At 65.0% G+C, this 22,599-nt stretch carries 23 protein-coding genes; 18 read left to right on the forward strand and 5 right to left on the reverse strand.

The genetic code is table 11. The features are described from left to right. Positions 1–415 precede the first annotated feature (415 nt). From ASE02_RS21895 to ASE02_RS01415, 15 genes are all read left to right on the forward strand, one after another. A complete protein-coding gene (locus tag ASE02_RS21895) occupies positions 416–589 on the forward strand; it encodes a Flp family type IVb pilin (protein WP_082601798.1) in 174 nt (57 codons plus the stop codon). Between the two features lie 52 nt (positions 590–641). Then, complete coding sequence (locus tag ASE02_RS21900; protein ID WP_082601799.1) at positions 642–815, forward strand: Flp family type IVb pilin; 174 nt, start codon at positions 642–644, stop codon at positions 813–815. 139 nt (positions 816–954) lie between these two features. After that, positions 955–1,833 (forward strand): Flp pilus assembly protein CpaB, encoded by an 879-nt coding sequence (gene cpaB, locus ASE02_RS01355; protein WP_082601800.1) that lies wholly within the window; start codon positions 955–957, stop codon positions 1,831–1,833. Next, on the forward strand, positions 1,830–3,296 hold the full coding sequence (locus tag ASE02_RS01360; protein ID WP_082601801.1) for a type II and III secretion system protein family protein: 1,467 nt from the start codon (positions 1,830–1,832) through the stop codon (positions 3,294–3,296). The genes cpaB and ASE02_RS01360 overlap by 4 nt, the downstream gene beginning before the upstream one ends. A gap of 10 nt (positions 3,297–3,306) precedes the next feature. Next, complete coding sequence (locus ASE02_RS01365; protein ID WP_056730398.1) at positions 3,307–3,621, forward strand: hypothetical protein; 315 nt, start codon at positions 3,307–3,309, stop codon at positions 3,619–3,621. Between the two features lie 10 nt (positions 3,622–3,631). Further along, positions 3,632–5,107, forward strand: coding sequence for a pilus assembly protein TadG-related protein (locus tag ASE02_RS01370; protein WP_056730400.1), 1,476 nt, complete (start codon positions 3,632–3,634; stop codon positions 5,105–5,107). 13 nt (positions 5,108–5,120) lie between these two features. Then, the gene (locus tag ASE02_RS01375) at positions 5,121–5,594 is read left to right on the forward strand and encodes a TadE/TadG family type IV pilus assembly protein (RefSeq protein ID WP_056730402.1); all 474 of its coding nucleotides are present in this window, start codon (positions 5,121–5,123) and stop codon (positions 5,592–5,594) included. Then, entirely contained in the window at positions 5,591–6,169 is a 579-nt protein-coding gene (locus ASE02_RS01380; protein WP_056730404.1) for a TadE/TadG family type IV pilus assembly protein, read from the forward strand. The genes ASE02_RS01375 and ASE02_RS01380 overlap by 4 nt, the downstream gene beginning before the upstream one ends. Further along, positions 6,166–7,386, forward strand: a complete 1,221-nt coding sequence (locus ASE02_RS01385; RefSeq protein WP_056730406.1) for an AAA family ATPase — start codon at positions 6,166–6,168, stop codon at positions 7,384–7,386. The genes ASE02_RS01380 and ASE02_RS01385 overlap by 4 nt, the downstream gene beginning before the upstream one ends. Before the next feature lie 2 nt (positions 7,387–7,388). Then, entirely contained in the window at positions 7,389–8,723 is a 1,335-nt protein-coding gene (locus tag ASE02_RS01390; protein ID WP_056730407.1) for a CpaF family protein, read from the forward strand. Between the two features lie 3 nt (positions 8,724–8,726). Beyond that, entirely contained in the window at positions 8,727–9,722 is a 996-nt protein-coding gene (locus ASE02_RS01395; RefSeq protein ID WP_056730408.1) for a type II secretion system F family protein, read from the forward strand. Positions 9,723–9,731: 9 nt separating this feature from the next. After that, positions 9,732–10,676, forward strand: a complete 945-nt coding sequence (locus ASE02_RS01400; RefSeq protein ID WP_056730410.1) for a type II secretion system F family protein — start codon at positions 9,732–9,734, stop codon at positions 10,674–10,676. A 1-nt stretch (position 10,677) separates the two neighbouring features. Then, positions 10,678–11,556: a LytR C-terminal domain-containing protein gene (locus ASE02_RS01405; protein ID WP_056730411.1), complete on the forward strand. Its 879-nt coding sequence runs from the start codon at positions 10,678–10,680 to the stop codon at positions 11,554–11,556. Next, on the forward strand, positions 11,556–12,488 hold the full coding sequence (locus tag ASE02_RS01410) for a tetratricopeptide repeat protein (protein WP_056730413.1): 933 nt from the start codon (positions 11,556–11,558) through the stop codon (positions 12,486–12,488). The genes ASE02_RS01405 and ASE02_RS01410 overlap by 1 nt, the downstream gene beginning before the upstream one ends. Continuing rightward, the gene (locus ASE02_RS01415; protein WP_056730414.1) at positions 12,485–12,991 is read left to right on the forward strand and encodes a prepilin peptidase; all 507 of its coding nucleotides are present in this window, start codon (positions 12,485–12,487) and stop codon (positions 12,989–12,991) included. The genes ASE02_RS01410 and ASE02_RS01415 overlap by 4 nt, the downstream gene beginning before the upstream one ends. A 109-nt stretch (positions 12,992–13,100) precedes the next feature. Here ASE02_RS01415 and ASE02_RS01420 read toward each other — a convergent pair whose 3' ends face one another. From ASE02_RS01420 to ASE02_RS01430, 3 genes are all read right to left on the reverse strand, one after another. After that, positions 13,101–13,670 (reverse strand): hypothetical protein, encoded by a 570-nt coding sequence (locus tag ASE02_RS01420; protein WP_056730415.1) that lies wholly within the window; start codon positions 13,668–13,670, stop codon positions 13,101–13,103. Between the two features lie 96 nt (positions 13,671–13,766). Beyond that, on the reverse strand, positions 13,767–14,918 hold the full coding sequence (locus ASE02_RS01425; RefSeq protein ID WP_056730417.1) for a serine hydrolase: 1,152 nt from the start codon (positions 14,916–14,918) through the stop codon (positions 13,767–13,769). A gap of 19 nt (positions 14,919–14,937) precedes the next feature. Next, entirely contained in the window at positions 14,938–17,112 is a 2,175-nt protein-coding gene (locus tag ASE02_RS01430) for a TonB-dependent receptor (protein ID WP_056730426.1), read from the reverse strand. A gap of 227 nt (positions 17,113–17,339) precedes the next feature. Here ASE02_RS01430 and ASE02_RS01435 point away from each other — a divergent pair, with 227 nt between their 5' ends. The 3 genes from ASE02_RS01435 to ASE02_RS23255 all read left to right on the forward strand — a co-directional run bounded on the left by ASE02_RS01435 (position 17,340) and on the right by ASE02_RS23255 (position 20,785). Next, positions 17,340–18,533: a TetR/AcrR family transcriptional regulator gene (locus ASE02_RS01435; RefSeq protein WP_056730428.1), complete on the forward strand. Its 1,194-nt coding sequence runs from the start codon at positions 17,340–17,342 to the stop codon at positions 18,531–18,533. A gap of 175 nt (positions 18,534–18,708) precedes the next feature. Beyond that, positions 18,709–20,454 carry an NAD(P)/FAD-dependent oxidoreductase gene (locus tag ASE02_RS01440; protein WP_235536558.1) on the forward strand — a complete coding sequence of 582 codons (1,746 nt, stop codon included), beginning with the start codon at positions 18,709–18,711 and terminating at the stop codon, positions 20,452–20,454. A 79-nt stretch (positions 20,455–20,533) separates the two neighbouring features. Further along, a complete protein-coding gene (locus ASE02_RS23255) occupies positions 20,534–20,785 on the forward strand; it encodes an SDR family NAD(P)-dependent oxidoreductase (RefSeq protein WP_369818502.1) in 252 nt (83 codons plus the stop codon). A 16-nt stretch (positions 20,786–20,801) separates the two neighbouring features. Here ASE02_RS23255 and ASE02_RS01450 read toward each other — a convergent pair whose 3' ends face one another. Both ASE02_RS01450 and ASE02_RS01455 read right to left on the reverse strand, forming a co-directional pair. Next, positions 20,802–22,229 (reverse strand): aldehyde dehydrogenase family protein, encoded by a 1,428-nt coding sequence (locus ASE02_RS01450; protein WP_056730434.1) that lies wholly within the window; start codon positions 22,227–22,229, stop codon positions 20,802–20,804. Continuing rightward, positions 22,222–22,581 (reverse strand): EthD family reductase, encoded by a 360-nt coding sequence (locus tag ASE02_RS01455; RefSeq protein WP_056730436.1) that lies wholly within the window; start codon positions 22,579–22,581, stop codon positions 22,222–22,224. The genes ASE02_RS01450 and ASE02_RS01455 overlap by 8 nt, the downstream gene beginning before the upstream one ends. Between the last annotated feature and the right edge of the window lie 18 nt (positions 22,582–22,599).

Consider the following 22,599-nt stretch of genomic DNA (forward strand, 5'->3'; position numbering starts at 1 on the left):
GCTCCATCTTCCGAATCGCTCGCACGTTGAGTTTTCAGCCTTCCGATGTCGAAAACAGGAGACCAAGACCTTCGCGGCGAGGACCTACAATAAGTTGCGGCGCAATTTCAGATGGCGTTCCCGCCTTGGCGATTGGCGGCATCTTAACCGTCGCGCCGAATTCGCAAGAGCAACTACAAGTTGGACCCCTTGATTACCAAATCGAGCAGACGGGCATATGGTTCATATTCGCGTTTCCAGTATTCACATGATTTTGAAGAGCAGTAAAAGTTATGGTTACGCCTGATTTTTGTTTACAGAATTTTAATTGTCATATTAGCTTGGCCCCAATGGATGGCGGGGGGCCTCTAGGTAACCCCGTCTACCTTCCCTGATCTGCCATGTGGCTTATCAGCAACAAATGAGGGGCTACCCAATGTCCAAGTTTGTTTCATTCTTGAAAGACGAGTCCGGCGCCTCGGCCGCCGAGTACGCTTTGATCCTCGCCATCGTCGGGGCCGGTATCGCCGGCGCCGCCCTCTTCCTGGGCGGCACGATCTCGAACGCTATCAACAAGACCGGCAATACGATCGCGACACCGGCGGCATAAGGGTTGGCGCGCCGCTAACGCACGCCCAACCGTCTTCAAATGGAGACGTTCCATGTCCAAGTTTGTCTCGTTTCTGAAAGATGAGTCCGGCGCCTCGGCCGCCGAATACGCTCTAATCCTCGCCATCGTGGGCGCGGGCATCGCCGGCGCCGCCCTCTTCCTGGGCGGCACGATCTCGAACGCCATCAACACCGCCGGCACCACGATCGCGACGCCGTCGGCTTAGACAATGAGGCGCGACTTCATGCGAAGTCGCGCCTTACTCACCATGACGGCTTAGTAATCATTAACTAATCGGGCGCAAAGCTAAGGTTGCACACAACCTCCTCACCTGAGGATGCCTGTGCATCCGGGAGGTGTGTTGTATGCCTATCCGTACCATTGCAACCTTATCTGTCGCGATTCTACTTGGCCTGATCGCTGTGCTTGCAGCGCAGTTCTGGCTTGGCCGTCAACGGCAAGCCGACCAGCAATCAGCGGCCCTAGCCGGCACCGTCCCTGTGGTTGTCGCCTCCCAGCCGATAGGCCGAGGCATGGCGCTAACCCCGGCGTTATTGAAGGTAGTCCGCTATCCGCAGGGTTCCGTACCGCCTGGCGCGATGAGCAGCATCGAGCAGGCTACGGTCGGCGGGCAGCGCCTGGTCCTGCGCCCCCTGGCCTCCAACGAACCCGTCCTACCAGGCAAGATCACTGTCCCGGGCGGCCGGGTGAACCTGTCAGCCGCCATGACGCAAGGCATGCGCGGCGTGACGTTCCGCTCCAACGACGTGGCCGGCGTAGCGGGCTTTGTCCTGCCGGGCGACCGGGTGGACGTCCTGCTGACGCGCGACGTCGGCGGTCCGGCTGGGACCGACGCCGGCAAGATGAATGTCGTGACCCAAGTATTGGCGGAAAACATCAAGGTGCTGGGCGTCGACCAGGTGTCGGACGACACCGCCGAAGCCCCTGTGGTGGCCAAGGCCATCACTCTGGAGATGACGCCCGATCAGGCCCAGGCGATCTCGCTGGCTCAGGCGGTCGGCAATGTCTCTCTGGCCCTGCGCCAAGTCGCCGATGAAGAGCCCGTGACCCGGCAGGTCACCACCGTGGCCGATCTCGGCGGATATCGCTCCTTTGCGACGACACCGGTCTCTTACTCGCCACGGGCCTACGCCTCGCGGGCCGCGGCGCCGCGCGCGCCGTCAGGCCCGGAGGTGAAGGTGACACGGGGCGTCGAGACCAAGAGCTACACGGTGGCGCGATGAGCACGCGCCTCGCCGTCGACACGGTTCAATCGGGCACGGGGGTGTTACGCATGAAGTCGATCGGTATGAGACCCGAGCATATGGCGAAGACGCTTCGCAATCTGCTCATCGCGCTCGCTGTCGTCGCGCCGACCCACGGTCTGGCCCAGGATAGCGACGGCCGATACGAACTGGTGATCCCGACCGGCAAGGCCGAGGTGCTCGAGACGCCCGCCAGCTACACCGACCTGATGGTGGCCAATCCGGACATCGCCGACGTCCTGCCGCTCTCGACCCACTCGGTCTATGTGGTGGGCAAGAAGATGGGCTCCACCGCGCTCAGCATCTACGGACCTGGCAAGCGGCTGCTCAGCTCGGTCAATGTCGTGGTCTCGGCCGACGTCGGCGGCATGAAGGCGCGACTGCACGACGTGATGCCGGAGGAGGACGGGGTCAAGATTTCGGCCGCCAACGAATCCATCGTGCTGTCGGGCCGGGTCAGCAGCGCGCCTCGCCTGCAACGGATCATCGCCCTGGCCGAGAGCTACGCGCCTGGCAAGGTGGTCAACATGATGTCCGTGCAGGGCGTCCAGCAAGTGATGCTGTCGGTGCGCTTCGTGGAGATGGAACGCCGGATCGCCAAGGATCTGCGCGTCAACACCCAGTCGCCCAACATGAGGCCGCACCATCCGTTCCTCTTCACCGGCGACACCAACGTCAACGCCTCGATCGGTCTTTCGAGTTTCGGCGCGATCCAGACCGTGCTGCGGGCCGGCGACGCCAACCTGGACATCCTGCTCGACGCGTTAGAGACCAAGGGCGTCGTCAAGACCCTGGCCGAGCCGACGCTGGTGGCGATGTCGGGCGACACCGCCAACTTCCTGGCCGGCGGCGAATTCCCGATCCCGATCGCCAGCGATCCCCAGGACGGGATCACGCGGATCACGGTCGAGTTCAAGCAGTTCGGCATCGCCCTGGCCTTCACGCCAACGGTCCTGGACGACGGCGTCATCAACCTCGTGGTCGCCCCGGAGGTGTCGAGCATCGACCCGACCGTGTCGGTGAACACCGGGGGGCTGAGCATTCCTGGGATCAAGGTGCGCCGCGCGCGCACTACGATTGAGCTGAGAGACGGGGAATCCTTCACCATCGCCGGCCTGCTGCGCGACGAGTATCGCAACGAGATCCGGCAATACCCCTTCATCGGCGACCTGCCGGTGATCGGGGCCCTGTTCCGCTCGACCGGCTATCAGAAGAACCAGACCGAGCTGGTGCTGGTGGTGACGCCGCATCTGGCGGTTCCGACATCGGGCCGCCAAGCCACTCCGGCCGACCGCTTCGTGCCCCCGTCGGACTTCGAGCTCTTCCTGTTCGGCGCCCGGCAGGCCACGCCCCTGCTGACCAGTCCTGAGGACCGCGCCCTGATGTCGGTCGACCCGGCCAAGGGCGGATTGGAGGGCGGCTATGGCCACCTGCTGTACTAGGGAGATCACGATGCGCCGTTCGACCAGGATCGGGATGCTGGCCGCAGCCGCCGCGACATTCGCCCTTGGTGGCTGCGTCTCGCCGCAGCTCCCGCTGGCCGCGGACTACGGCGTGGCCTTGCGGCAGAATATCGCCGCCCAGATCGCCAACCCCGAAGCCCGCTACATCCGTGAGGAGTCGCCGGCGGCCAGCGGTTCGCGCGCGGCCATCGCGCAGGAACGCTACGTCAAAGGCGCCGTGATCTCACCGGGCGCTCAGAACACGACAACGATCAGCAGCGGCGGGGCCGGCGGGCCGCCAGCAGCGCCGCCGGCAGGGAAGTGAGGGCCGTGAGATGCTACGCGCCGTCGGGAAGTTTCTCCACGCAGAGCGAGGCGCCGTCGCCCCGCTCTTCGCCGTTGGACTGACAGCCCTCATCGGCATGGGCGCGCTGGCCTGGGACGTCAGCCGCGCCTACGCTCTGCGCGCCGAACTCGACGCTGCGGTCGATGCCGCGGCCTTGGCCGGCGCCGGCCAGCTCGACGGCGGCGCCGGAGCCATGACGCGAGCGACCTCGGCGGCGCAGGGAGCGCTCGTCCAGAACGCCCAACGGCTCGCCAACGCCGGCGAAAGCAACGTCAGCATCGCCAGCGCCGACATCACCTTCCTGGTGGATCTCACGACCCGCGCCGCGGCGGGCAACGACGCCGACGCCCACTTCATCCAAATCAATCTTACGCCGCGCAACCTCGGCCTGGTCACTGGAGCCTTGGTCTCCACGATCAGCTTCAACGTCACGGCGCACGCCGTGGCCGGCTATGGCTCGGCGCTCTGCCTGGTGCCGCCGTTGATGATCTGCAATCCCAATGGGTCCGGCTCGTTCGACGGCGACAGCTACACCGGCCGAGCCTTGATCCTCACCTCGCCACCTGGCCAGAGCATGGCCCCCGGAAACTTCGGCTTCCTCCAGGTCGGCAACGGCGCAACCGCCGTCAAGGATGCGATGGGCCGCAATCCGCCCCTGACCGAATGCTTCGGAAGCATGGTCACGACCGAGCCTGGCAACATCCAATCGGCCGACGACTGGTTCAACACCCGCTTCGACATCTATCGCGCCTCGGCCAGCGGCAATAAGACCGATCCGGCCTTCGCCCCGGCCCTCAACACCATGACCGGGGTCAAGAGCAACGCAGGCGCCAGTTCCTGCACGCCCAGCACGACCGCGCCCCCGGACGACTGTTCGAACGTCGCCGCTGCTCCCAACGGTTACGGCTTCCCCAAGGACTGCAGCCAAGGTTCAGCCTACATCGGCAGCGGCCAGTGGAACGTCCAGAAGTACTTCGCCACCAACCACAGCGGACTAAATCCCGGCACATACGTTCCGAGCCCGCCCGGCAGCCCGGGCTTCCCGGGAAACGGCTGGGACGCCTACGGCCCGCCGCCCGTCGCCGGCGCGACAAGCCCGACCCGTTACCAGGTCTACAACTGGGAGCTGGCCATGCTCTCGGGGGCGATCAGCAAACCGCCCGGCGCCTTCTCCGACAGCCAGGACGACAATCCGCCATCGGGCAATTACGACCACGCCCGCCCATCTTGTAACACCACCAATCCGACCCAGGCCTCGCCTGATCGACGCACGATCTCGGCGGTCGTCGTGGACTGCGGACCGATCCATGGGCGTTCGACGGTCGCCGTCATCTCCAGGGTGGACTTCTTCCTCACCGCCCCGGCTGACAGCGCCACCATCTATGGCGAATTCATCTCGGCGACGTCGTCCTCCAGCGCCGTCGGTCAAACGACCCAGCGCAACTGGGTGCGGCTCTATGAATAGGGGCTGGTCCAGATTGCTCCATAGCGAGCATGGTGCCTCGGCGGTCGAGTTCGCGCTCATCCTGCCGTTGCTCATCCTGCTGCTGTTTGGGTTGTTCGAGGTCGGACGGATGTTCTGGACCTACAACATCGTCTCGGCGTCGGTGCGCGACGCGGCGCGCTACGCCGCCCGTGTCGACATGAACTGCGGCGGTTTCGCCAATGGCGCCGACACCGCCAACACCCAGCGTCTCGCCCGCACGGGGACCATCGACGTCGGCGGGACGCCGGTGATCCAAAACTGGACCAACAACGCCTCGGTGGCCGTCAACATCTCCTGCGTCAGCAACGCCTCCGGGACATATCTCGGTATCTATGAAGGGGCCGCGCAGATTCCCCGCGTGGAGGTCACGGCCGCCGCCCCCTTCCAGACCTCGTTCCTGTCCCTGCTGCCGGGCCTAAATCTCGGAACCATCAGCGTCAGTCACGCGGAGGTCTGGACCCAATGATCCGCTCCGGTTTCCTTCGGCGCCAAGACGGCGCAGCCGCGGTCGAGTTCGCGCTGGTCTCGTTGATCTTCGTCAGCATGATGCTGGGCGTGATCGACATGGCCAGATACGCCTGGGAGATCAATTCGGCCAAGGCCGCGGCCCGGGCCGGCGCCCGCCTGGCCATCGTCATCCCGCCTGTGGTCTCCGAGCTCGTCAACTTTGACGCGGTGACGAGCTGCTCGCTGGGTGGCGGCTCGGCCATTCCCCAAACCTGCAACCCGGGCAGCACCGACTATTCATGCACGTCCAGCGCATGCACGGCCGGCGGCACCTTGGTGAGCGCCAACTTCACACCGATCGTGACGCAGATGCAGCAGTACTACGGGCGCCTGCAGGCCTCCAATGTCAGGGTCCAGTACAGCCAACGTGGGCTCGGCGTGGCCGGCAGTCCAATGGGTTCGGATATCGAACCACTGGTGACCGTGAGCATCACAGGCCTGACGTTCCAGCCGATCGCCCTGCAGGTCTTCGGCGTCACGCTTCCCATCCCGACGGTGGAAACGACCCTGGTCGGCGAGGACATGACCTTATGATGCGTGCGCCGTTCCGGTTCAGTCGCAATGCCGTGGCCGAAGAGCTTTCCTTCCCGACGCCGGGGACGCGCCATCTTGCGTTCGATCCCGTCGCCTTCGCCGACGGCGCGCCGTCGCAGGCGCTGCGAGGGCAGTTTCCGCAGCTGCAATTCTCGTCCCTGGGCGGGGCGTGGACATCGGGTTCGCTAAAGGGCGCCGACGTCCTGCTCGTTGCGGTGGACGGCGCCTCGCCGGTCGACGTCGACGGCCTGTGCATCAATCTGCGGGAGAGCGGCCGAGCAGATCAGGTCGTCATTTGCCTCACCAACGCCGATCTCGCCACGACGCGTCGGCTGATCCGCGAGGGCGCCGCCGACGTGCTGCCGGCGCCTGTTTCGGAACCGGCCCTGGCGGCGACGCTCGAACGTATCGTCGGCCGGTTGGAGACCGCGGCCCCCCTGCCCGCCGCGAGCGGCCAGGTCGTGTCATTCCTCAAGGCGGGCGGCGGTGTCGGCTCGACAGCGCTCGCGGTGCAAGTGGCGGCGATCCTGGCGGACAATGGTCGTGGACCGCGCGTGTGCGTCGTCGATCTGGATGTCCAGTTCGGATCGGCGGCGATGTACCTGGATGTGCAAGACTCCATCACCATCGGCCAGGTGCTGTCCACTCACGGCGAGCTGAGCGAGATGGGGTTCGCCTCGGCGCTTCGGCCGCATGCCAGCGGCGCCCGCATCCTGGGAGCCCCGGCGGAGTTCGTGCCGCTCGACGCGCTGACGCCGAACGTGGTCGACGCCCTCGTCTCGGCGCTGAAGCGCGATTTCGACATCATACTGCTCGACCTCCCGACGGCCTGGACCGCCTGGACCTATCGGGCGCTGCGCCAATCCACACGGATCGTGCTGGTGAGCCAGCTCACGGTCCCGCACGCCCATCTGATCAGGCGCCAGCTCAATCTGATCGAGACCCAACGGCTTGAGGACATCCCCATCACCCTGGTCTGCAACCGGTGCGGCGGCGACAACCCGACCGGGGTCTCGCTCCGGTCCGTCGCAGGCGCGGTCGGCCGTCCTTTCGATGTCACCGTTCCAGACGAACGCAAGTTGATGAACGAAGCCATCAACCAAGGGGTGGCGCTCAGCACGCTCCGGCGTGGTTCGAAGCTTGAAAAAGCCTTGGTGCAACTAGGGGAGCTGATTGCACCGAAGGCGGCGACCGCCAAGCCAAACCGAGGCAATTGACCATGGTGTTCTGGAACGAAAAGTCGCTGGCCGCCAACGACGGAGTCGCCCCTTCGGCGGCCCTGGACGACGGCCTGGCTCTCAAGGCGCGGTTGCACCTGCGGCTGCTGGACATGCTCAACCTCTCAGCCCTCGAGAAGACCTCTCGAGAAACGTTGGCCTTGGAGATACGCCGCACGGTGAGCAGCCTGCTGGCCGAAGAAAAGCGCCTCCTGTCTCCGACGCAGAGCGATCAGCTCGTCGAGGAACTCCTTGATGAGTTGCTGGGGCTCGGCCCGTTGGAGCCCCTGCTCAAAGACGACACCATCACCGACATCCTGATCAACACCCATGAGAGGGTCTACATCGAGCGCGGCGGCCGGCTGCAGCTGTCGGGCCTGCGCTTCCAGGATTCACGCCACCTCCTGCGCATCATCAACAAGATCGTCTCGGCCGTCGGCCGCCGGGTGGATGAGTCATCCCCGATGGTGGACGCCCGCCTCGCCGACGGGTCCCGTGTCAACGCGATCATCCCGCCGCTCGCCGTGGACGGCCCCCTGGTCTCCATTCGGAAGTTCGCCAAGATTCCGATCAACATGGGCAAGCTCGTGGAGATCGGAAGCATCACCGGTGAGATGGCGACGGTGTTGCAGGCCCTGGTGGCGGCGCGACGCAACGTCCTGATCTCGGGCGGCACGGGCTCTGGAAAGACCACCCTGCTCAATGCGTTGTCGGCCTTCATTGACGGCCACGAGCGCATCGTAACGATCGAGGATTCCGCCGAGTTGCAACTGCAACAGCCCCATGTCGGCCGATTGGAGACGCGCCCCTCGAACATCGAAGGCAAGGGCGAGGTCAATCAGCGCGAACTGGTCAAGAACGCCCTGCGGATGCGGCCCGACCGGATCATCGTCGGGGAGGTGCGCGCCGGCGAGGCGTTCGACATGCTCCAGGCCATGAACACCGGCCATGATGGTTCGATGACCACGGTCCACGCCAACACCGGCCGCGACGCGCTCTCGCGTATCGAGCAGATGATCGGCATGGCCGGGTTCGACATTCCGATACGCTCCATTCGTGGCCAGATCGCCTCGGCGATCCACGTGGTGGTGCAAACCGAACGCCAGGAGGACGGCCGCCGTCGGGTGATCTCGATCGCCGAGCTCGTGGGGATGGAACAGGACGTCATCACCCTGCAGGAAATTTTCCGGTTCAAGCGCACGGGCCGAGGTCCGGACGGCGACGTCCTCGGACAGTTTGAAACCACGGGCGTGCGCCCCAAATTCATCGAACACCTCGTCTCACGCGGCATCAACCTGCCGCTGGACATGTTCATTCACGGCCGCCGGTCGGTCTGAGCCATGAACCAGTTCCTGCTTCCCCTCACCTTTGTCCTGGCCTTTGTGGCGGTTGCAACGCTTGCGCAGGCGCTCGCCAACATCTTGCTGGCCCGCAGATCCCGGACGCAGCGCGTCAATAGACGCCTGACGCTTCTTGAGTCGGGCATGGGCCACAAGGAGGTCTATGAGACCCTGGTCCGCAGGCCCAAGGCGCCGCAATTCCATAGCCTCTTCTTCCTCCGCGCCTATGACAAGGCGGCCGGTTTCCTGCGCCAGGCCGGCTTGTCCATGTCGCCGCTGGCCATGGTCGGAACCGTGGCCGCCGTCGGACTGGGCTTGGCCCTGGCCGCCAATCTCGTCATGCGGCTGTTGGGCGTCGGCGGCCACCTGCCTGAAACCGTCATGTCGGTCGCGGGCGCTTTCGTCCTGACGGGCCTGGCGTTCTGGATCTGGGTGTCCGGACGGCGTCAGAAGCGAGCCAAGATCCTCGAAGAACAGATGCCGCTGGCCCTGGACATCGTGGTCCGCTCCCTGCACGCGGGGCATCCGGTCGTCTCGGCGTTGCAGTTAGTGACGGAAGAGATGGGCGATCCGATCGGCAGCGAATTCGGCCTGATCGTCGATGAGACGACCTACGGCTTTGAGCTGCGCGAGGCGCTCGCGAACTTCGCGCGCCGGACCGGGTCCGAAGACGCCCACTTCTTCGCGGTCAGCGTCGCCATCCAGACAGAGACCGGCGGCAACCTCGCCGAAATCCTCCACAACCTCGCCATGGTCGTTCGCAGCCGGATCACGCTTGGCAAGCGCATCAAGGCGCTCGCGAGCGAGGGCCGGATGTCCGCGATCATCCTCAGCGGCCTCCCGATCTTCCTCATCGGCTCGATCGCGCTGACCCAGCCACAGTTTTACACCAGCAAATTCTCGGATCCGATCTTCTGGCCGACCGTAACGGTGATCCTGGTCATTTACGGGCTCGGGCAACTCATGATGCGCCGCATCGTGAACTTCAAATATTAGGAGAAGATCGTGGGGATTTTGCAGATCGCATTACTCGCCTCGATCTTCCTGGCGGTCGTCAGCGTGACGATCTGGGGCGCTCAACATCTACAGGGTTCGCTACAGGTCCGGCGGAGGCTGCAGAACAACGCGTCGTCCATGGAGCATGCCGGCCCGCAGGCCGTCCTCAAGAAATTGAACGTCACCAATCCCGTCCTGGCATGGGTGCAGACGGCGACGGCGTCAGGCGACAACACCGAACCCACGCAGCTCAAGCGCGTCCTACAGCAGATCGGCCTCGAAAACGCATCGGCCCCGGTATGGTTCGTGATCATCCGGTTCGCGCTCGCCATCGGCGTGCCGTTGATCTTCCTGTTCAGCCAGAGCCTGTCCGAGCGGCCGGCCACAGGCCTGCCGCTGATCTTCGGCGCCCTCGCACTTTGCGCCCTGGGTTTCATCGCCCCCCGGGCGGTGATCGATCGGATCGCCGCAAGCCGGAAGAGCGCGCTCGAGGACCAATTCCCAGACGCCCTGGACCTGATGGTGATCTGCGTCGAGGCCGGCCTCGGATTGGAGGCGGCCTTCGTGCGTGTCGGGCTCGAAGTCACAGAGTCCCACCCGCGGATCGCCCACGAATTTTCGCTGGTCTCGGATGAACTCCGGGCCGGGCGGGCGCGCGCCGAGGCGCTGCGCAATCTAGGTGAGCGAACAGATGTACCCGCGCTTCGGTCCTTCGCCGCGCTTCTGATCCAGACCGACGCCCTGGGCACCAGCATCGCGCAGACGTTGCGCACCTACTCCCAGGAGATGCGCGAGCACCGGTTCCTACGTGGAGAAGAAAAGGCCCTGCGCATTCCGGTCCTGATGACCATACCGCTGGTCGCCTGCATCCTCCCGGTCATCATTTCGGCGCTGCTGCTGCCGGCGGTCATTTCTGTAATTCGGATCCTCGTACCGGCTCTCAAGGGAGGCTGATATGCACGCCAAGGCCATGGTGACGGCCGGTACAGTTGTCTTGAGTCTCGGACTGTCGGGGTGCGGCACGGTCTCGTCCAAATTCCTGCGGCTGGCCGGGTGGCGCCCTGCCCCGGCGTTGGAACTACGGGCAGCCAGCCAGGGCGACGACATCGTCCAGACGCCTTCGTCCGCCGATCGTCTCTACGCCGGTGCGTCGATCGCCATCCACAAACGCGACTATGGAACGGCCCTGGAGATCCTGCAGCTGGCCAAGCAACGGACACCAGACGACGTCCGCGTGCTGAACGCACTGGGCGTCGTCTATGACAAGCTCGGCCGCTTCGACCTCAGCGATCGCTACTATCACCTCGCCGCGGCCGCCGACCCCACATCGCCCATCGTAACCGCCAATCTGCGCTACTCATCGGTTCTCAGGACCGAGAGCGTGGCCCTGACCGAGCAGGCGAGCATTCCGACGGCGCCGGTCGCGGCCGTCGCGCTGACACGTTCGCTCGCGCTCGTCGCACCGCCTCCCGCCATGACATTGACCCTCGCCCAAGCCGCCGCGCCGCCTCGCAAGGTCACCTCCGGCCTCTCCGGCGGCCCGTTGATCGTGGTGAACGCCAGCGGCCGGACCGGCGCTCAGGAGCCTGTGCGCCAATATCTGGCTTCGGCGGGTTGGACCGTCAGGACAAGGCTCGAGATCCGCCCCTTGCAGGCGACCTCCGAAGTGCGCTTCGCCGAGCGGCACCGCGATCTCGCCGAAGCGCTGGCGAGAACCCTGCCCTTCCGAGCATCGCTCTTGGCCTGTGCAAACGGCTGCTCAGGATTGGAACTGATTGTCGGAGCGAACGCCAAGGTGGCGGGTCCATACGGTGCGATAAGAGGGGCGTCTTGATGGTTTCCACGTTCAAGAGACACAGACTGAACACAGCGCTTCGCAGCGCCGTGGTCCTGGGCGCATCGCTGGCTGTGCTGGCTGGCGCGCCGGCCCAGGCCGATGGCCTCTTCGGGTTCGGCCGCGCCAAGTCCGCGGCCGCCGAGCAGCAAATCGAGCCGGTGCTGGACGCCGTGAACCAGGCGTTGGCGGAGGGCCGGCTCGTCGACGCCGGTCGGATACTCGATTCAGCCTACGCCGCGGGCGCCGTGGATCCTCGACTGCTACTGTGCTCCGGAGAGCTCCAGCTCGCCCGGGAGCGATATGACGAGGCGATCGTCACCTTCAGCCAGGCCGAGGCGTCCGCCCCGCTGAAGGCGCGGGCCATGCAGGGGCGAGGCCTGGCCCTGTCAAAACGCGGCCGGCCAGCCGACGCCGTTCCGGTGCTGGAAGAAGCCGTGCGGCTGGATCCGAGCCTATGGAGAGCCTGGAACTCTCTGGGCGTCGAGAGGGATCGGCGACATGACTGGGCGGGCGCGGCCGACGCCTATGAGCATGCGCTGAAAGCCCCCGACGCCAGTGCGATCGTCTTGAACAACCGTGGATACTCGCTGCTGCTCCAGGAGAAGTATCGGGAGGCCTCCAATGACTTCGTGCTGGCCTTGCAGAAGGACCCTGGACTGAGCGGCGCACGCACCAATCTGCGGCTGTCGCTGGCGCTGCAGGGCGACTATCAGCGCGCGACCTCGGTGAGCGGGACCGAGGATCGGGCCTCGGTGCTGAACAACGCCGGCTTCGCCGCGGTTCTCCGTGGCGACCTCAACGCAGCCGAAGGGCTGTTCAAACAGGCCATCGACGTGCGCGGAAGCTCCTATGGCCGCGCGATCGAAAACCTCCAGATGGTCAAGGCCCTACAGGCCTCCAATGCTCAACTGGCGGCGAGGGCCCCGTGAGCCTCTCCGAGGTCGTGGCGTGGGGACCAGCGGCGCTGTTCGGGGGGTTCCTGCTGATCGCCGCAGGGGTTGATGCGGTTCGCCGCAAAATTCCCAACTGGACCGTGATCGGTCTGATCGCGACCTATCTCGCGGCGCTGGCGCTAGGCCTGGCCCCCAGTACCTGGCCCTCGGCGCTGGCCGCCGCGGCGATCGCCTTTGGGGTGACCTATCCGCTCTATCACTTCGGCTTCCTGGGCGCCGGCGACACCAAGCTGTTCACCGCCGTCGCGCTGTTCGCCGGTGCGAACCACCTGCTGGCGGTCGCCGTCCTGACCACGCTGGCCGGTGGAGCGCTGGCGTTGGGCTCGATTATCCTACGGCCGAAACGGGCGCTACGCGGCCTCACCAGCCGGGGGCGCGCCGAAGGCGCCGGGCGAGGCATACCCTACGGCGTGGCCATAGCCTTGGGCGGCATAGGCACGGCCATGGCCATCCAGGGCTTCTTCCCTAGTTTGATCTGAATTCGCGGGTTCCCGGACGCGACTTACCGACCACGTGTGGCCCCGGGGGGGGCGCTATCACCATGCTTGGCATGGGGCCACAGCGGATGAAAGATGGCGGGCCTGACGGCTAGGCCGGCAACAGAACCAACAGCAGCGGCGCTAGGAACAGATGAGTTCCAACGTGCCCGGCGAGCGCCGAAACCCAACCGTGACGCCAAAACAGCCACCCCCAGATCAGACCGGGGAACAGGTATCTCATCAGGTCATAGGTGAGGTCGGCGAGATCGGAGGGTGGCTGCATCTTCGGAACAATGTTGATGGCTTGAACGATCACGATCACAGCCAGGAACCCAGATGGAGGCAGGCGCCCGCCCTGCGCCCGCCAAAGCAGCACAAGCCCGGCGACCAGCCCGGACATCGCCACAAGGCGGTAAGTGAACTCCTCGCCCGCAGCGCTCGCCATGAGCACCGCTATGCGTCCGGCCAAGTTGGGTCCGCTGAAAAAGGCGACATAGGCCGGCGAGAGCGTCTCTCGGAACAAGAACCCGTCCGCGACGACGATCACCGCGGTCACCAGCAACATGCCGGCCACTACGGCGCGGGCGGCCGTTCCTGGCGCCTCCGGCCACAGCCGAAGTCCGCCGAACAGCTGGGAAATAGATGCGGCTGAGACCCGTTGGTCGGCGGAGCGCTGCATAGGCCGATTGTAACACCCCCCGCCGACGCGCCGCCATTGCAGGCTTACGCGGGATTTCGCCGGCGAAGCGAGCGCAATGCGGTGCGGTGCTCAGGCTCAAACCCGACGGGCGCAGTCCGAAATGACCTGACCCAAGGCGACGCCACGCGGATCATGCAGGATGCTGCCGAACATCCGGTTGGGCGTGTAGCCGACGCCGATGCGGAGATCGGGGTCCGCGTAGCCGAACGAGCCGCCCCAGCCACAATGACCGAAGGCGCGGGGACCCGGACCGAAGAGGCTGTCACGATTGATCATGACGCCCGCGCCCCAGTCTCCAGCACCAAGCAGACGATCGGGCCGGTCGCTCCGAACGACTTGCATCGCGTTGATGGATTCGGGCGATAGGACGCGGACGCCGTCGAGTTCCCCACCGTTTGCGACCGCGCCCCATAGCTTGGCGAGGCTGCGTGCGGTCGCATGTCCGTTTCCGGCCGGAATCTGCGCCCGTCGCCAGTCCGCGCGGTTGGCCGTATCGCCGGCGAGAGCGGGGTTCAGCACGCCTTTGAGCGCGATGGAGTCGATCTGGACGTCGGCGCCGGACTCCGGTGGCGGCGTCAACGGCGCGATACGCGACCAATGCGCCTCCATGACGCCGATCTGCAGGTCCAGATCGAGGGGGCCTGCGAAGAGGTCCGCGATCAGGTCTCGGGGCGTCGATCCCGTGACGCGACGCGCGATCTCGCCGGCCAGGAAGCCATAGGTCATGGCGTGGTAGGAGGTGTCCGTCCCCGGCGGCCAGAACGGCGCCTGACGCGCCAGGCGGCCGGTGACGAGATCCCAGTCGCCGAAGTCTTCGACTGTGGTCTCTTCGGCGAACCCGTTCAGACCAATCTGGTGGGAGAGCGCTTGGCCCACCGTGGCCTCGCCTTTGCCCGCCGCGGCGAACTCAGGCCAGTAGCGGGCCACCGGCGCGTCATAGGAGAGCAGCCCGTCACCGACGAGCCGCGCGAGGGCCAGCGCCATGACGCCCTTCGTCGTCGACCACACGTTGACCAGGGTGTCGGGCGCCCAGGGCCGCGAGGTCGCGGCGTCCGCGACGCCACCCCAAAGATCCACGACGCAGCGGCCGTCCAGGAAGACGCTTACCGCGGCGCCGAGCTCTGGAAACGGCGCGTTGGCGTCGAAGTTCGCCGCGAAGGCGTCCTTTACGGGCGCGAAGGCGGGGTCCGTCACGCCGCCAAACGCGGGCGAATTGTTGCTGACCATGGCTGATGCTCCGCTGCGCCTAGAAGCTGCGCTTGACCTCGACGCCGACCTGCCGTGGCGCGCCCCAGGTGATGAAGCGGGACCCGAACGTGTCGCTGGAGTCCAGGGCCGCGATGTAGGCCTTCTTGGTCAGATTGGAGCCGTAGAGCCGGACCCGGTATTTCTCGTCCGGGCTTTCCCAGATGAGGTTGGCGTTCAGCAGGACGTAGCCCTTCTGCGCGTCCAGCGGGGTGTTGAACTCGCGGTAGAAGGACTTCGAGCGGTAGCTCGCATCGAGCCGGGCGATGACCCGGCCGCGATCGGTCGCGTCAGTCTTGTACGACACGCCGACATTGCTCGAGACCTTGGGCGAGCGGTTCAGTCGATTGCCATCGAGATCCTGCTGCCCCGCGGCGGGGTTGAGCCCGTCGATGTTGGTGAACCGCGTGTACTGCGCGTCCAGCAGAGTGACGTTGGCGTCGATCGACCAATGCGAGTCCGGGTGAATACCGCCCTCCAACTCCAGCCCCTTCACCTCGGCCGCCCCGGCGTTGGTGATGAACCGGGCGAGCCCGATGACCTGGCTGACCTGCAGATTGGTGTAGTCGTAGAAGAAGGCGGCGGCGTTGATCGTCACGGCCCCGTCGAGGAAGCGGCCCTTCACCCCGCCTTCGTAGGCGGTGAGCTTCTCCGGTGCGAAGGAGTTGTTGCAGCCGTAGAGGTTGAAGCCGCCCGCCTTGTAGCCCTTGGAGAAGGTGGCGTAGAAATTCAGGCCTTCGTTGGCCTCATATGAGGCCCCAAGGCGAGGCGTCGTCGACTTGAACGTGCGATCATTGGTCTGCATCGGGCAGGTCGTGATGGGCGGCGTCGGTCCGAAGGACAGGATGTTCTTCTGCGTGAAGGTCTGCTTTTCCGACGACACCCGGACGCCCCCGAACACGCTCAGGCGGTCGGTGATGTGCGCCGTGGCGTCGACGTAGCCCGCAGAAGCCTCGGTCTTGTATTTCGGGATTCGGAAGACGAGGTCGCTGTTGGGCGGCAGGGGGAACGAGCCGTCGAGGATGTCGTAATCGAGGACGTGCTTGAGGTCGTTGTTCAGGTAGTAGAGCCCGGCAATGAGATCGAAACGGCCGACCGTGTAGCTGCCGTTGAGCTCCTGCGAGAAGCTGTTCGTCCGGTAGTAACGGTGAACGGGGAAGATCGAGACGTTGATACCGTCGTCATCGTTCCGATATTTGTCCACCAGATGGGAGTAGCCGGTGGTGGACTTGATCGTGGCGTCGCCGAGCTTCCAGGTCAGGATGGCCGAGCCCTGCCATAGATCCCGCTCCGAACTCATGGGGCTGTTGGCGGCGGTCCGCCAAGGCTCGAAGGAATAGGTCGCCGTCGCCAGGATCGGATTGTTCCGGATCGTCGCCGGCGTGGGGAGAGCGTTCAGGACGAAATACTGCGTGGGGCCGTCGCCCTGCACGAACGCGCCGGTGAGGTCGAGCGTGAGGTTGGATGCAAGATCGGCGGTGACGCGAAGCCGGCCCGACAGGGTCTCGCCCTTGTCCACGTCCTGGCCGCCCGGGAGGACGTTCTTCACGAAGCCGTCCCGGCGCTTCGTCCAATCCAACACCAGCCGCGAGCGGAGGGCGTCCGTCACGGGCATGTTCAGGACCGTCTGGAGCTTGCTCTCGTTGTAGGTCGCGTAGCTTCCGAGCACGTAGCCTTCGAAGCGGTCGGTTGGGGCCATTGTGATGAAGTTGACGGCGCCGCCGTTGGCGTTCCGCCCGTAGAGGGTGCCCTGCGGCCCGCGGAGCACCTCGACGCGGGCCAGGTCGATCTGACTAAGGTCGCCCATGGCCGCCGTGGGCTGGAACACGCCATCGACGTGCACCGCGACGGCGACGCCCGGCGCGCCGGGATTGAGGCCCACCCCACGGATCGAGATGGCGGTCTGACCGAGCAATTTCCCGGACGCCATGCTGGGCGCCAGGAACTGCAGGTCATCGACGCGCGAGACGCCGCGGTCGCTGAGCGCCGCGCCGCTGAGGGCGGAGATCGCGGCCGGCACATCCTGGAGGGTTTGTTCGCGCCGGAGCGCGGTGACCACGATCTCTTCGACCGAGGCGGGGGCCGTGCTGCTGGTCTGGGCCAACGCCGACGGCGCTATGAACGGAACGGCCGCCGCAGCCGAAGCCAGCAAGATGAGTCGCGTGGTCGTCTTCATCAGATCCCTCCCAATTTCCCGCTGATGACGCTTGTCGCCCACCGCGGTTTTGTCATTTGCGTGCATGAAAGTCCGCCGTTTGTGAAAATGAGTCAAACGGAAACTGACAATGGGGTGCGTCGATGATCGGAGTTGCAGCTTGACGCGCATGCGTGCGCATGGGACCGGAGGTTGTGACAAGACCCGCCAAGCCAGAACGATCCACCCGGGGGGCGAAGCGCGACCGTGTGATCGCCGAGGCGGCGCGTACGCTGAACCGGTACGGGGTTTCCAAAGCCTCGCTGCCGCTGATCGCCGAGCAGCTCGGCGTGTCGCGGGCTGCGATCTACTACTATGTCGAGGACCAGGAGGACCTGGTCTTCCAGAGCTATCTCAGATCCTGCGACGCCCTCTCGGAATACCTGGCCACAGCCGAAGGCGGTGGCGGGACGGCGCTGGAGATCGTTGAGCGCTTCATCGATGTGGCGCTGGCGCCCTCGAACCCGGAACTCGCGGCGCTTAGCGACATGGCGTATTTGAACGCCGAGCGGCAGGCGACCGTCCACGCCGCTTTCAATGCGGTGAAATCGCGACTCGCCGAGATCCTGGCGCTCGGCATCGCCCGCGGTGAGATCCGCAACTGTACGGTGAGCGTGGTCTCGCCCGCGATCCTTAGCCTGACGCTTTGGCTGCCCATCGCCAAGATGTGGCGCAGCATCGACAACCTGACCCACGTTGAGCTGGTCGACGCCATCAAGACCATGCTTCGCCAGGGGATCGCCGCTGACCGGCAAGGTGAAGTCGCTTTCAAGCCGCTGCCGCTGACGCTCGACGACGGCCAAAGACTGAAGGTCTTCGACACCGACGCCTTGGCCGTAGCCAAGCAGGAATCGCTCCTGGCCGCCGCCTCGTGGCTGTTCAATCTCAAGGGCGTCGATGCGACGTCGCTGGACGAGATCGCCGCCAGCGTCGGCGCGACCAAGCGAGTGATTTATCATAACCTCGGCGACAAGGAGACGCTGATCGCCGCCTGCTACAGCCGCTCGTTCCGGCTGTACGAAAGTGTCGCGCGCCAGTGCGAAGCGCTTCCGGGTCCCCGCATCGCGGCGATCGCGGCGTCGGTCTACGCCTATGCTGAGGCCGGCCTTCGCGAGGACATCGCCACCTACACCCCCGTCACCGGGTTCGGCGCCCTGCCCGCCGCGCTGCAGGACGAGGTCAACGCGTCGACTGTTCGGTTGATGGACTCCTTCATCGAGATGTACGAGCAGGGCCAGCGGGAGGGGTCGATACGGCCTTTGAATCCCCGGGCGATCATCGCGGTGAACCCCGGCACGTTCCAGTGGCTGCCCAAATGGTACGACACTCTCTCGCCGGCTGAACGGGCGCTGGCGCCCCTTGAACTCGCCGACCTCAACCGGCTCGGCCTCCTCCCGGCATAACCGCAAGACGCGTTTTCCGACGCGCATCTTGACTCAACATTTCAAACGCGGATTATTATGCACTCAATTGTCAATCAATTGGGGCCATAGAAGCCCTGAAAATTAGGGAAACGCGACGATGGGTGACACGACTCAGGTAAGCGGGCTCGACCCGGAAACGCTTCGTCGCAAGTATTTGGCCGAGCGCGACAAGAGGCTGACGGTCGATCGCGCCGCTGGATATGTCTCTCCCGAGGGCGCGCTCGCTCGCTATCTTGAAGATCCGTATGTCCAGGGCGCCGCGCGGCCCGCGGTGGTCGAGGAAGTGGACGCCGCCCTGATCGGCGCCGGCTTCGGCGGTCTGCAAACGGCCGTTCACCTGGCCAAGCTCGGCGTCGACAATTTCAAGATCATCGACAAGGCCGGCGACGTTGGCGGGGTCTGGTATTGGAACCGCTATCCCGGCGCGTCATGCGACATCGAATCCTATGTCTACATGCCGCTGCTCGAAGAGATGGGCTACGTGCCGACGGAGAAATACACCCGCGGTCCCGAGATCTTTCGCTACGCCCAAAGCATCGCGGAACGGTTCGACCTCTACCGGCGCGCGCTGCTCAGCACCCAGGTCGAGGAACTTCGCTGGGACGAAACGGCCGGGCGCTGGCGAATTCGCACAGATCGCGGCGACCTGATCAGCGCGCGTTTCGTGTGCCTGGGGACGGGGGTCTTACAGAGCGTCAGGCTGCCGGCCATCCCAGGCATAGAGTCGTTCGAGGGGCACAGCTTCCACACTTCGCGCTGGGACTACGCCTACACCGGAGGTGACCCGACGGGCGGCCTGGACGGCCTTGGCGACAAGCGGGTCGGGATCGTCGGAACCGGCGCCACGGCGGTGCAGTGCATTCCGCACCTCGGCGCCGCGGCGAAGCACCTCTATGTCTTCCAGCGCACGCCGGCCGCCGTACCCGTGCGAGACAATCGTCCGACGGATCGCGCGTGGGCGGAGTCCCTCGCGCCGGGGTGGCACAAGCACCGCATTGAGAACTTCAACAACCTCATCTGCGGCGTCCCGCAAGAGGACGATCTCGTCGCCGATGGCTGGACGGAAGTGTTGGGTCGGATCAGCGTGGACCTCCAAGGCGTGAACGATGCTTCCCCAGACCGTCAGCTCGCGGACTTCGCGTACATGGAAAAGGTCAGGCAGCGGGTCGACGAAGTTGTCCGTGATCCTGCGACGGCCGAGGCGCTGAAGCCCTGGTTCAACATCATGTGCAAGCGGCCCTGCTTCCACGACCAGTATCTGCCGGTATTCAACCAGCCGAACGTGAGTTTGGTCGACACCAACGGCCTAGGCATTGAGCGCATCGAAGGCCGGACGGTGTGGGCCGGGGGACAGGCCTACGAACTGGACTGCCTCATCTACGCCAGCGGCTTCGACTTCCAGGGCGGCAACCTGGCCCAGCGCAACCGCTTTGAAGTTTACGGGCGGGGCGGCCGCGGCCTCACCGACAAGTGGGCCGGGGGAATGACGACGCTGTTCGGCTATTTCAACCATGGCTTCCCGAACCTCTTCAATCAGACGGCCACCCAGGCGGGCCTGACCAGCAATGTCACCCATGGGCTGGGAGAGGCCGGGAAGATTTTCGCGCAGATGGTCCGATACGGCCTCAGCAACGGCGTGAAGGCTTTCGACGCCACGACGCAAGCCGAGATCGCCTGGACAGATCGGCTCCGGGCCATGGCCGGCGCGCGGACGCGCTACGATCTGGAGTGCACGCCCGGCTACTACAACAACGAGGGCAAGCCGGCGGAGTTCGAGGGGCTGAACAGCTTCTACCCCGAGGGGGCGGCGGCGTTCATCCGTCTCATGGACGATTGGGTTTCTGACGGGCGGTTCGAAGGGCTCGATCTGGCTCGCGCCGGTGTCGCTGTAACGGCCTGACGCGGGCGTCGGCGGCGGGCCCCTTCCCCCGTGCGGATCGGGCCGCCGCCACTGAACTTCCCCCAACTTGAGGCCGCGCGTGCGCGGCCTGCCTTTTTCACGAGAAGACGGAGAACGCCGCATGTCGGGTCGATTGGACGGCAAGGTCGCGCTGATCACGGGCGCCGCGTCGGGGATTGGACTGGAGAGCGTCGAGCTCTTCCTTGCAGAGGGCGCGCGCATCATCGCCGCCGACATTCAAGACGCGAAGCCCCCACCGCCCCGCGTGGGCACCAAGGATCGTCAGGTGAGCGGCCCCACGCTCTTCGACGGCGAGCACAACATCCCGTGACGCCCCGCTGCGCTGGCTAAGGGGTGGCAAAGCCGAGCACCGCCTTGGTTTCAAGAAATTCCGCGATGGCGTGGTCGCCCCATTCGCGGCCGTTTCCAGACTGTTTGAACCCTCCGAAAGGCGCCGTGTAGTCAACCGGAGCTCCGTTGAGATTAACCTGGCCGGCCTGCAGTTGGGCCGCGATAAATCGGATGGTGTCCGTATCTTCACCTGAGACGTACGCCGCAAGGCCGAACGGCGTATCGTTGGCGATCTGTACGGCGTCGTCGAGGTCGTCATAGGCGACGACCACCAGAACAGGGCCAAAGACTTCTTCACGTGCGATGGTCATCTCATTGGTCACGCCAGCGAAAATGGTGGGCTTTACGAAGTAGCCCCGGTCAAAATTCTCGGGTTTGCCGGGCCCTCCGGTCACAACCGTAGCGCCATCTTGGATCGCCCCGAGTATCAACTCCTGAATGCGGCCCCAGTGAGCGCCGCTGATGACAGGACCAACGTCCGGATCGGATCGAGGTGCTCCAACCGTCAACGCCTCGGCTCGTTGCTTGGCGACAAGCAGCGCTTCGGCAAGGCGTGCGCGGGGCACCAGCATCCGGGTAGGCGCGTTGCAGTTTTGACCGGCGTTCAGCGCGATACCATCCACGCTTCTGACCACGGCCGCCGGAAGGCTCTCGTCGTCCAATATGATGTGCGGAGATTTCCCGCCAAGTTCCTGGTGGACACGCTTGACGGTCCTGGCGGCGATTTGTGCGACCTGGACTCCGGCTCCAGTTGAACCGGTGAAGCTGACCATGGCCACCCCCGGATGGCTTGCCAAGGCCTCGCCGACTACACTCCCCTCCCCGTTTACGAGGTTGAAAACGCCCGCGGGCACCCCGGCGGCATGCATGATCTCGGTCCAGACAACAGCCGAGAATGGCGCGATTTCAGATGGCTTCAGCACCATAGTACAGCCAGCGGCGATGGCTGGCGCGACCTTGCAAGCGATCTGGTTGATAGGCCAGTTCCAAGGAGTGATGAGCGCGCACACCCCGATCGGTTCTCGAACAATCAGGGTGTCGCGGCGAAGCTCGCTGAACCGATATGCCCGCAGCGCCGCGATCGTCGCTTCCAAGTGATGGAGGCCGATGGCCGTTTGCGCACCCTTCGCCAGGCTGAGCGGCGCTCCCATCTCGGAGAGGATGGCGTCGGCCACGTCGTCATAGCGTCGGCGAAATTCTTCCGAGATCGCCTCAAGAAGGAAAAGACGCTCAGACCAGCTCACCCGGCTCCAGCTCGAAAACGCGCCTCGCGCCGCCCTGACCGCCAGGTCAACATCTGCAGCTGAGCCAAGGCTGACGTGCCCGACCACGCCCTCAGTCGCGGGATCGACGACTGGAATGATGTTGGATGTGAGCGGATCAACCCATGATCCGCCGATGTAGAATTGAAGCACGTCACGCATGGGCGATCGTCCAATCTGCAGGCGTGGCCGGGGTACAATGATCAATCGCGATCTCGCTGACCAGGACCACCTGCTCCGTGTCAGTGTAGTTCGGGATATCGGCCTGCAACTCGGCCATGTGAGGGAAGAAGGCCGCCTCGTAGGCCGCTCGCGACTCGCAGATAAAGCTGCAGATGGCGGTGTACTGGGGTGAGGGCCACGGCGCGCCCGGATCGACAACGCGCTCCACAGTGATCGAGGTCATCGCCGCCCCTAGGCGAGCGATCGACAGCGGCATGTGGACGCTCAGATAGTAGTCGAAGTCGAATTTCGATCCCGGAGTGTTGGGGTAGAGAATGGTGACCTTGATCATCAGGTTCAGGCGTCCATG

It is taken from the genome of Phenylobacterium sp. Root700, assembly GCF_001429025.1.
In the GTDB taxonomy this organism is placed as follows: domain Bacteria; phylum Pseudomonadota; class Alphaproteobacteria; order Caulobacterales; family Caulobacteraceae; genus Phenylobacterium.

What these genes read in the sequence shown, in the direction of transcription:
- ASE02_RS21895 (WP_082601798.1), top strand. Translation starts at nt 416, where the DNA reads ATGTCCAAGTTTGTTTCATTCTTGAAAGACGAGTCCGGCGCCTCGGCC.
- ASE02_RS21900 (WP_082601799.1), top strand. Translation starts at nt 642, where the DNA reads ATGTCCAAGTTTGTCTCGTTTCTGAAAGATGAGTCCGGCGCCTCGGCC.
- cpaB (WP_082601800.1), top strand. Translation starts at nt 955, where the DNA reads ATGCCTATCCGTACCATTGCAACCTTATCTGTCGCGATTCTACTTGGC.
- ASE02_RS01360 (WP_082601801.1), top strand. Translation starts at nt 1,830, where the DNA reads ATGAGCACGCGCCTCGCCGTCGACACGGTTCAATCGGGCACGGGGGTG.
- ASE02_RS01365 (WP_056730398.1), top strand. Translation starts at nt 3,307, where the DNA reads ATGCGCCGTTCGACCAGGATCGGGATGCTGGCCGCAGCCGCCGCGACA.
- ASE02_RS01370 (WP_056730400.1), top strand. Translation starts at nt 3,632, where the DNA reads ATGCTACGCGCCGTCGGGAAGTTTCTCCACGCAGAGCGAGGCGCCGTC.
- ASE02_RS01380 (WP_056730404.1), top strand. Translation starts at nt 5,591, where the DNA reads ATGATCCGCTCCGGTTTCCTTCGGCGCCAAGACGGCGCAGCCGCGGTC.
- ASE02_RS01385 (WP_056730406.1), top strand. Translation starts at nt 6,166, where the DNA reads ATGATGCGTGCGCCGTTCCGGTTCAGTCGCAATGCCGTGGCCGAAGAG.
- ASE02_RS01390 (WP_056730407.1), top strand. Translation starts at nt 7,389, where the DNA reads ATGGTGTTCTGGAACGAAAAGTCGCTGGCCGCCAACGACGGAGTCGCC.
- ASE02_RS01395 (WP_056730408.1), top strand. Translation starts at nt 8,727, where the DNA reads ATGAACCAGTTCCTGCTTCCCCTCACCTTTGTCCTGGCCTTTGTGGCG.
- ASE02_RS01405 (WP_056730411.1), top strand. Translation starts at nt 10,678, where the DNA reads ATGCACGCCAAGGCCATGGTGACGGCCGGTACAGTTGTCTTGAGTCTC.
- ASE02_RS01410 (WP_056730413.1), top strand. Translation starts at nt 11,556, where the DNA reads ATGGTTTCCACGTTCAAGAGACACAGACTGAACACAGCGCTTCGCAGC.
- ASE02_RS01420 (WP_056730415.1), bottom strand. Translation starts at nt 13,670, where the DNA reads ATGCAGCGCTCCGCCGACCAACGGGTCTCAGCCGCATCTATTTCCCAG.
- ASE02_RS01425 (WP_056730417.1), bottom strand. Translation starts at nt 14,918, where the DNA reads ATGGTCAGCAACAATTCGCCCGCGTTTGGCGGCGTGACGGACCCCGCC.
- ASE02_RS01430 (WP_056730426.1), bottom strand. Translation starts at nt 17,112, where the DNA reads ATGAAGACGACCACGCGACTCATCTTGCTGGCTTCGGCTGCGGCGGCC.
- ASE02_RS01450 (WP_056730434.1), bottom strand. Translation starts at nt 22,229, where the DNA reads ATGCGTGACGTGCTTCAATTCTACATCGGCGGATCATGGGTTGATCCG.
- ASE02_RS01455 (WP_056730436.1), bottom strand. Translation starts at nt 22,581, where the DNA reads ATGATCAAGGTCACCATTCTCTACCCCAACACTCCGGGATCGAAATTC.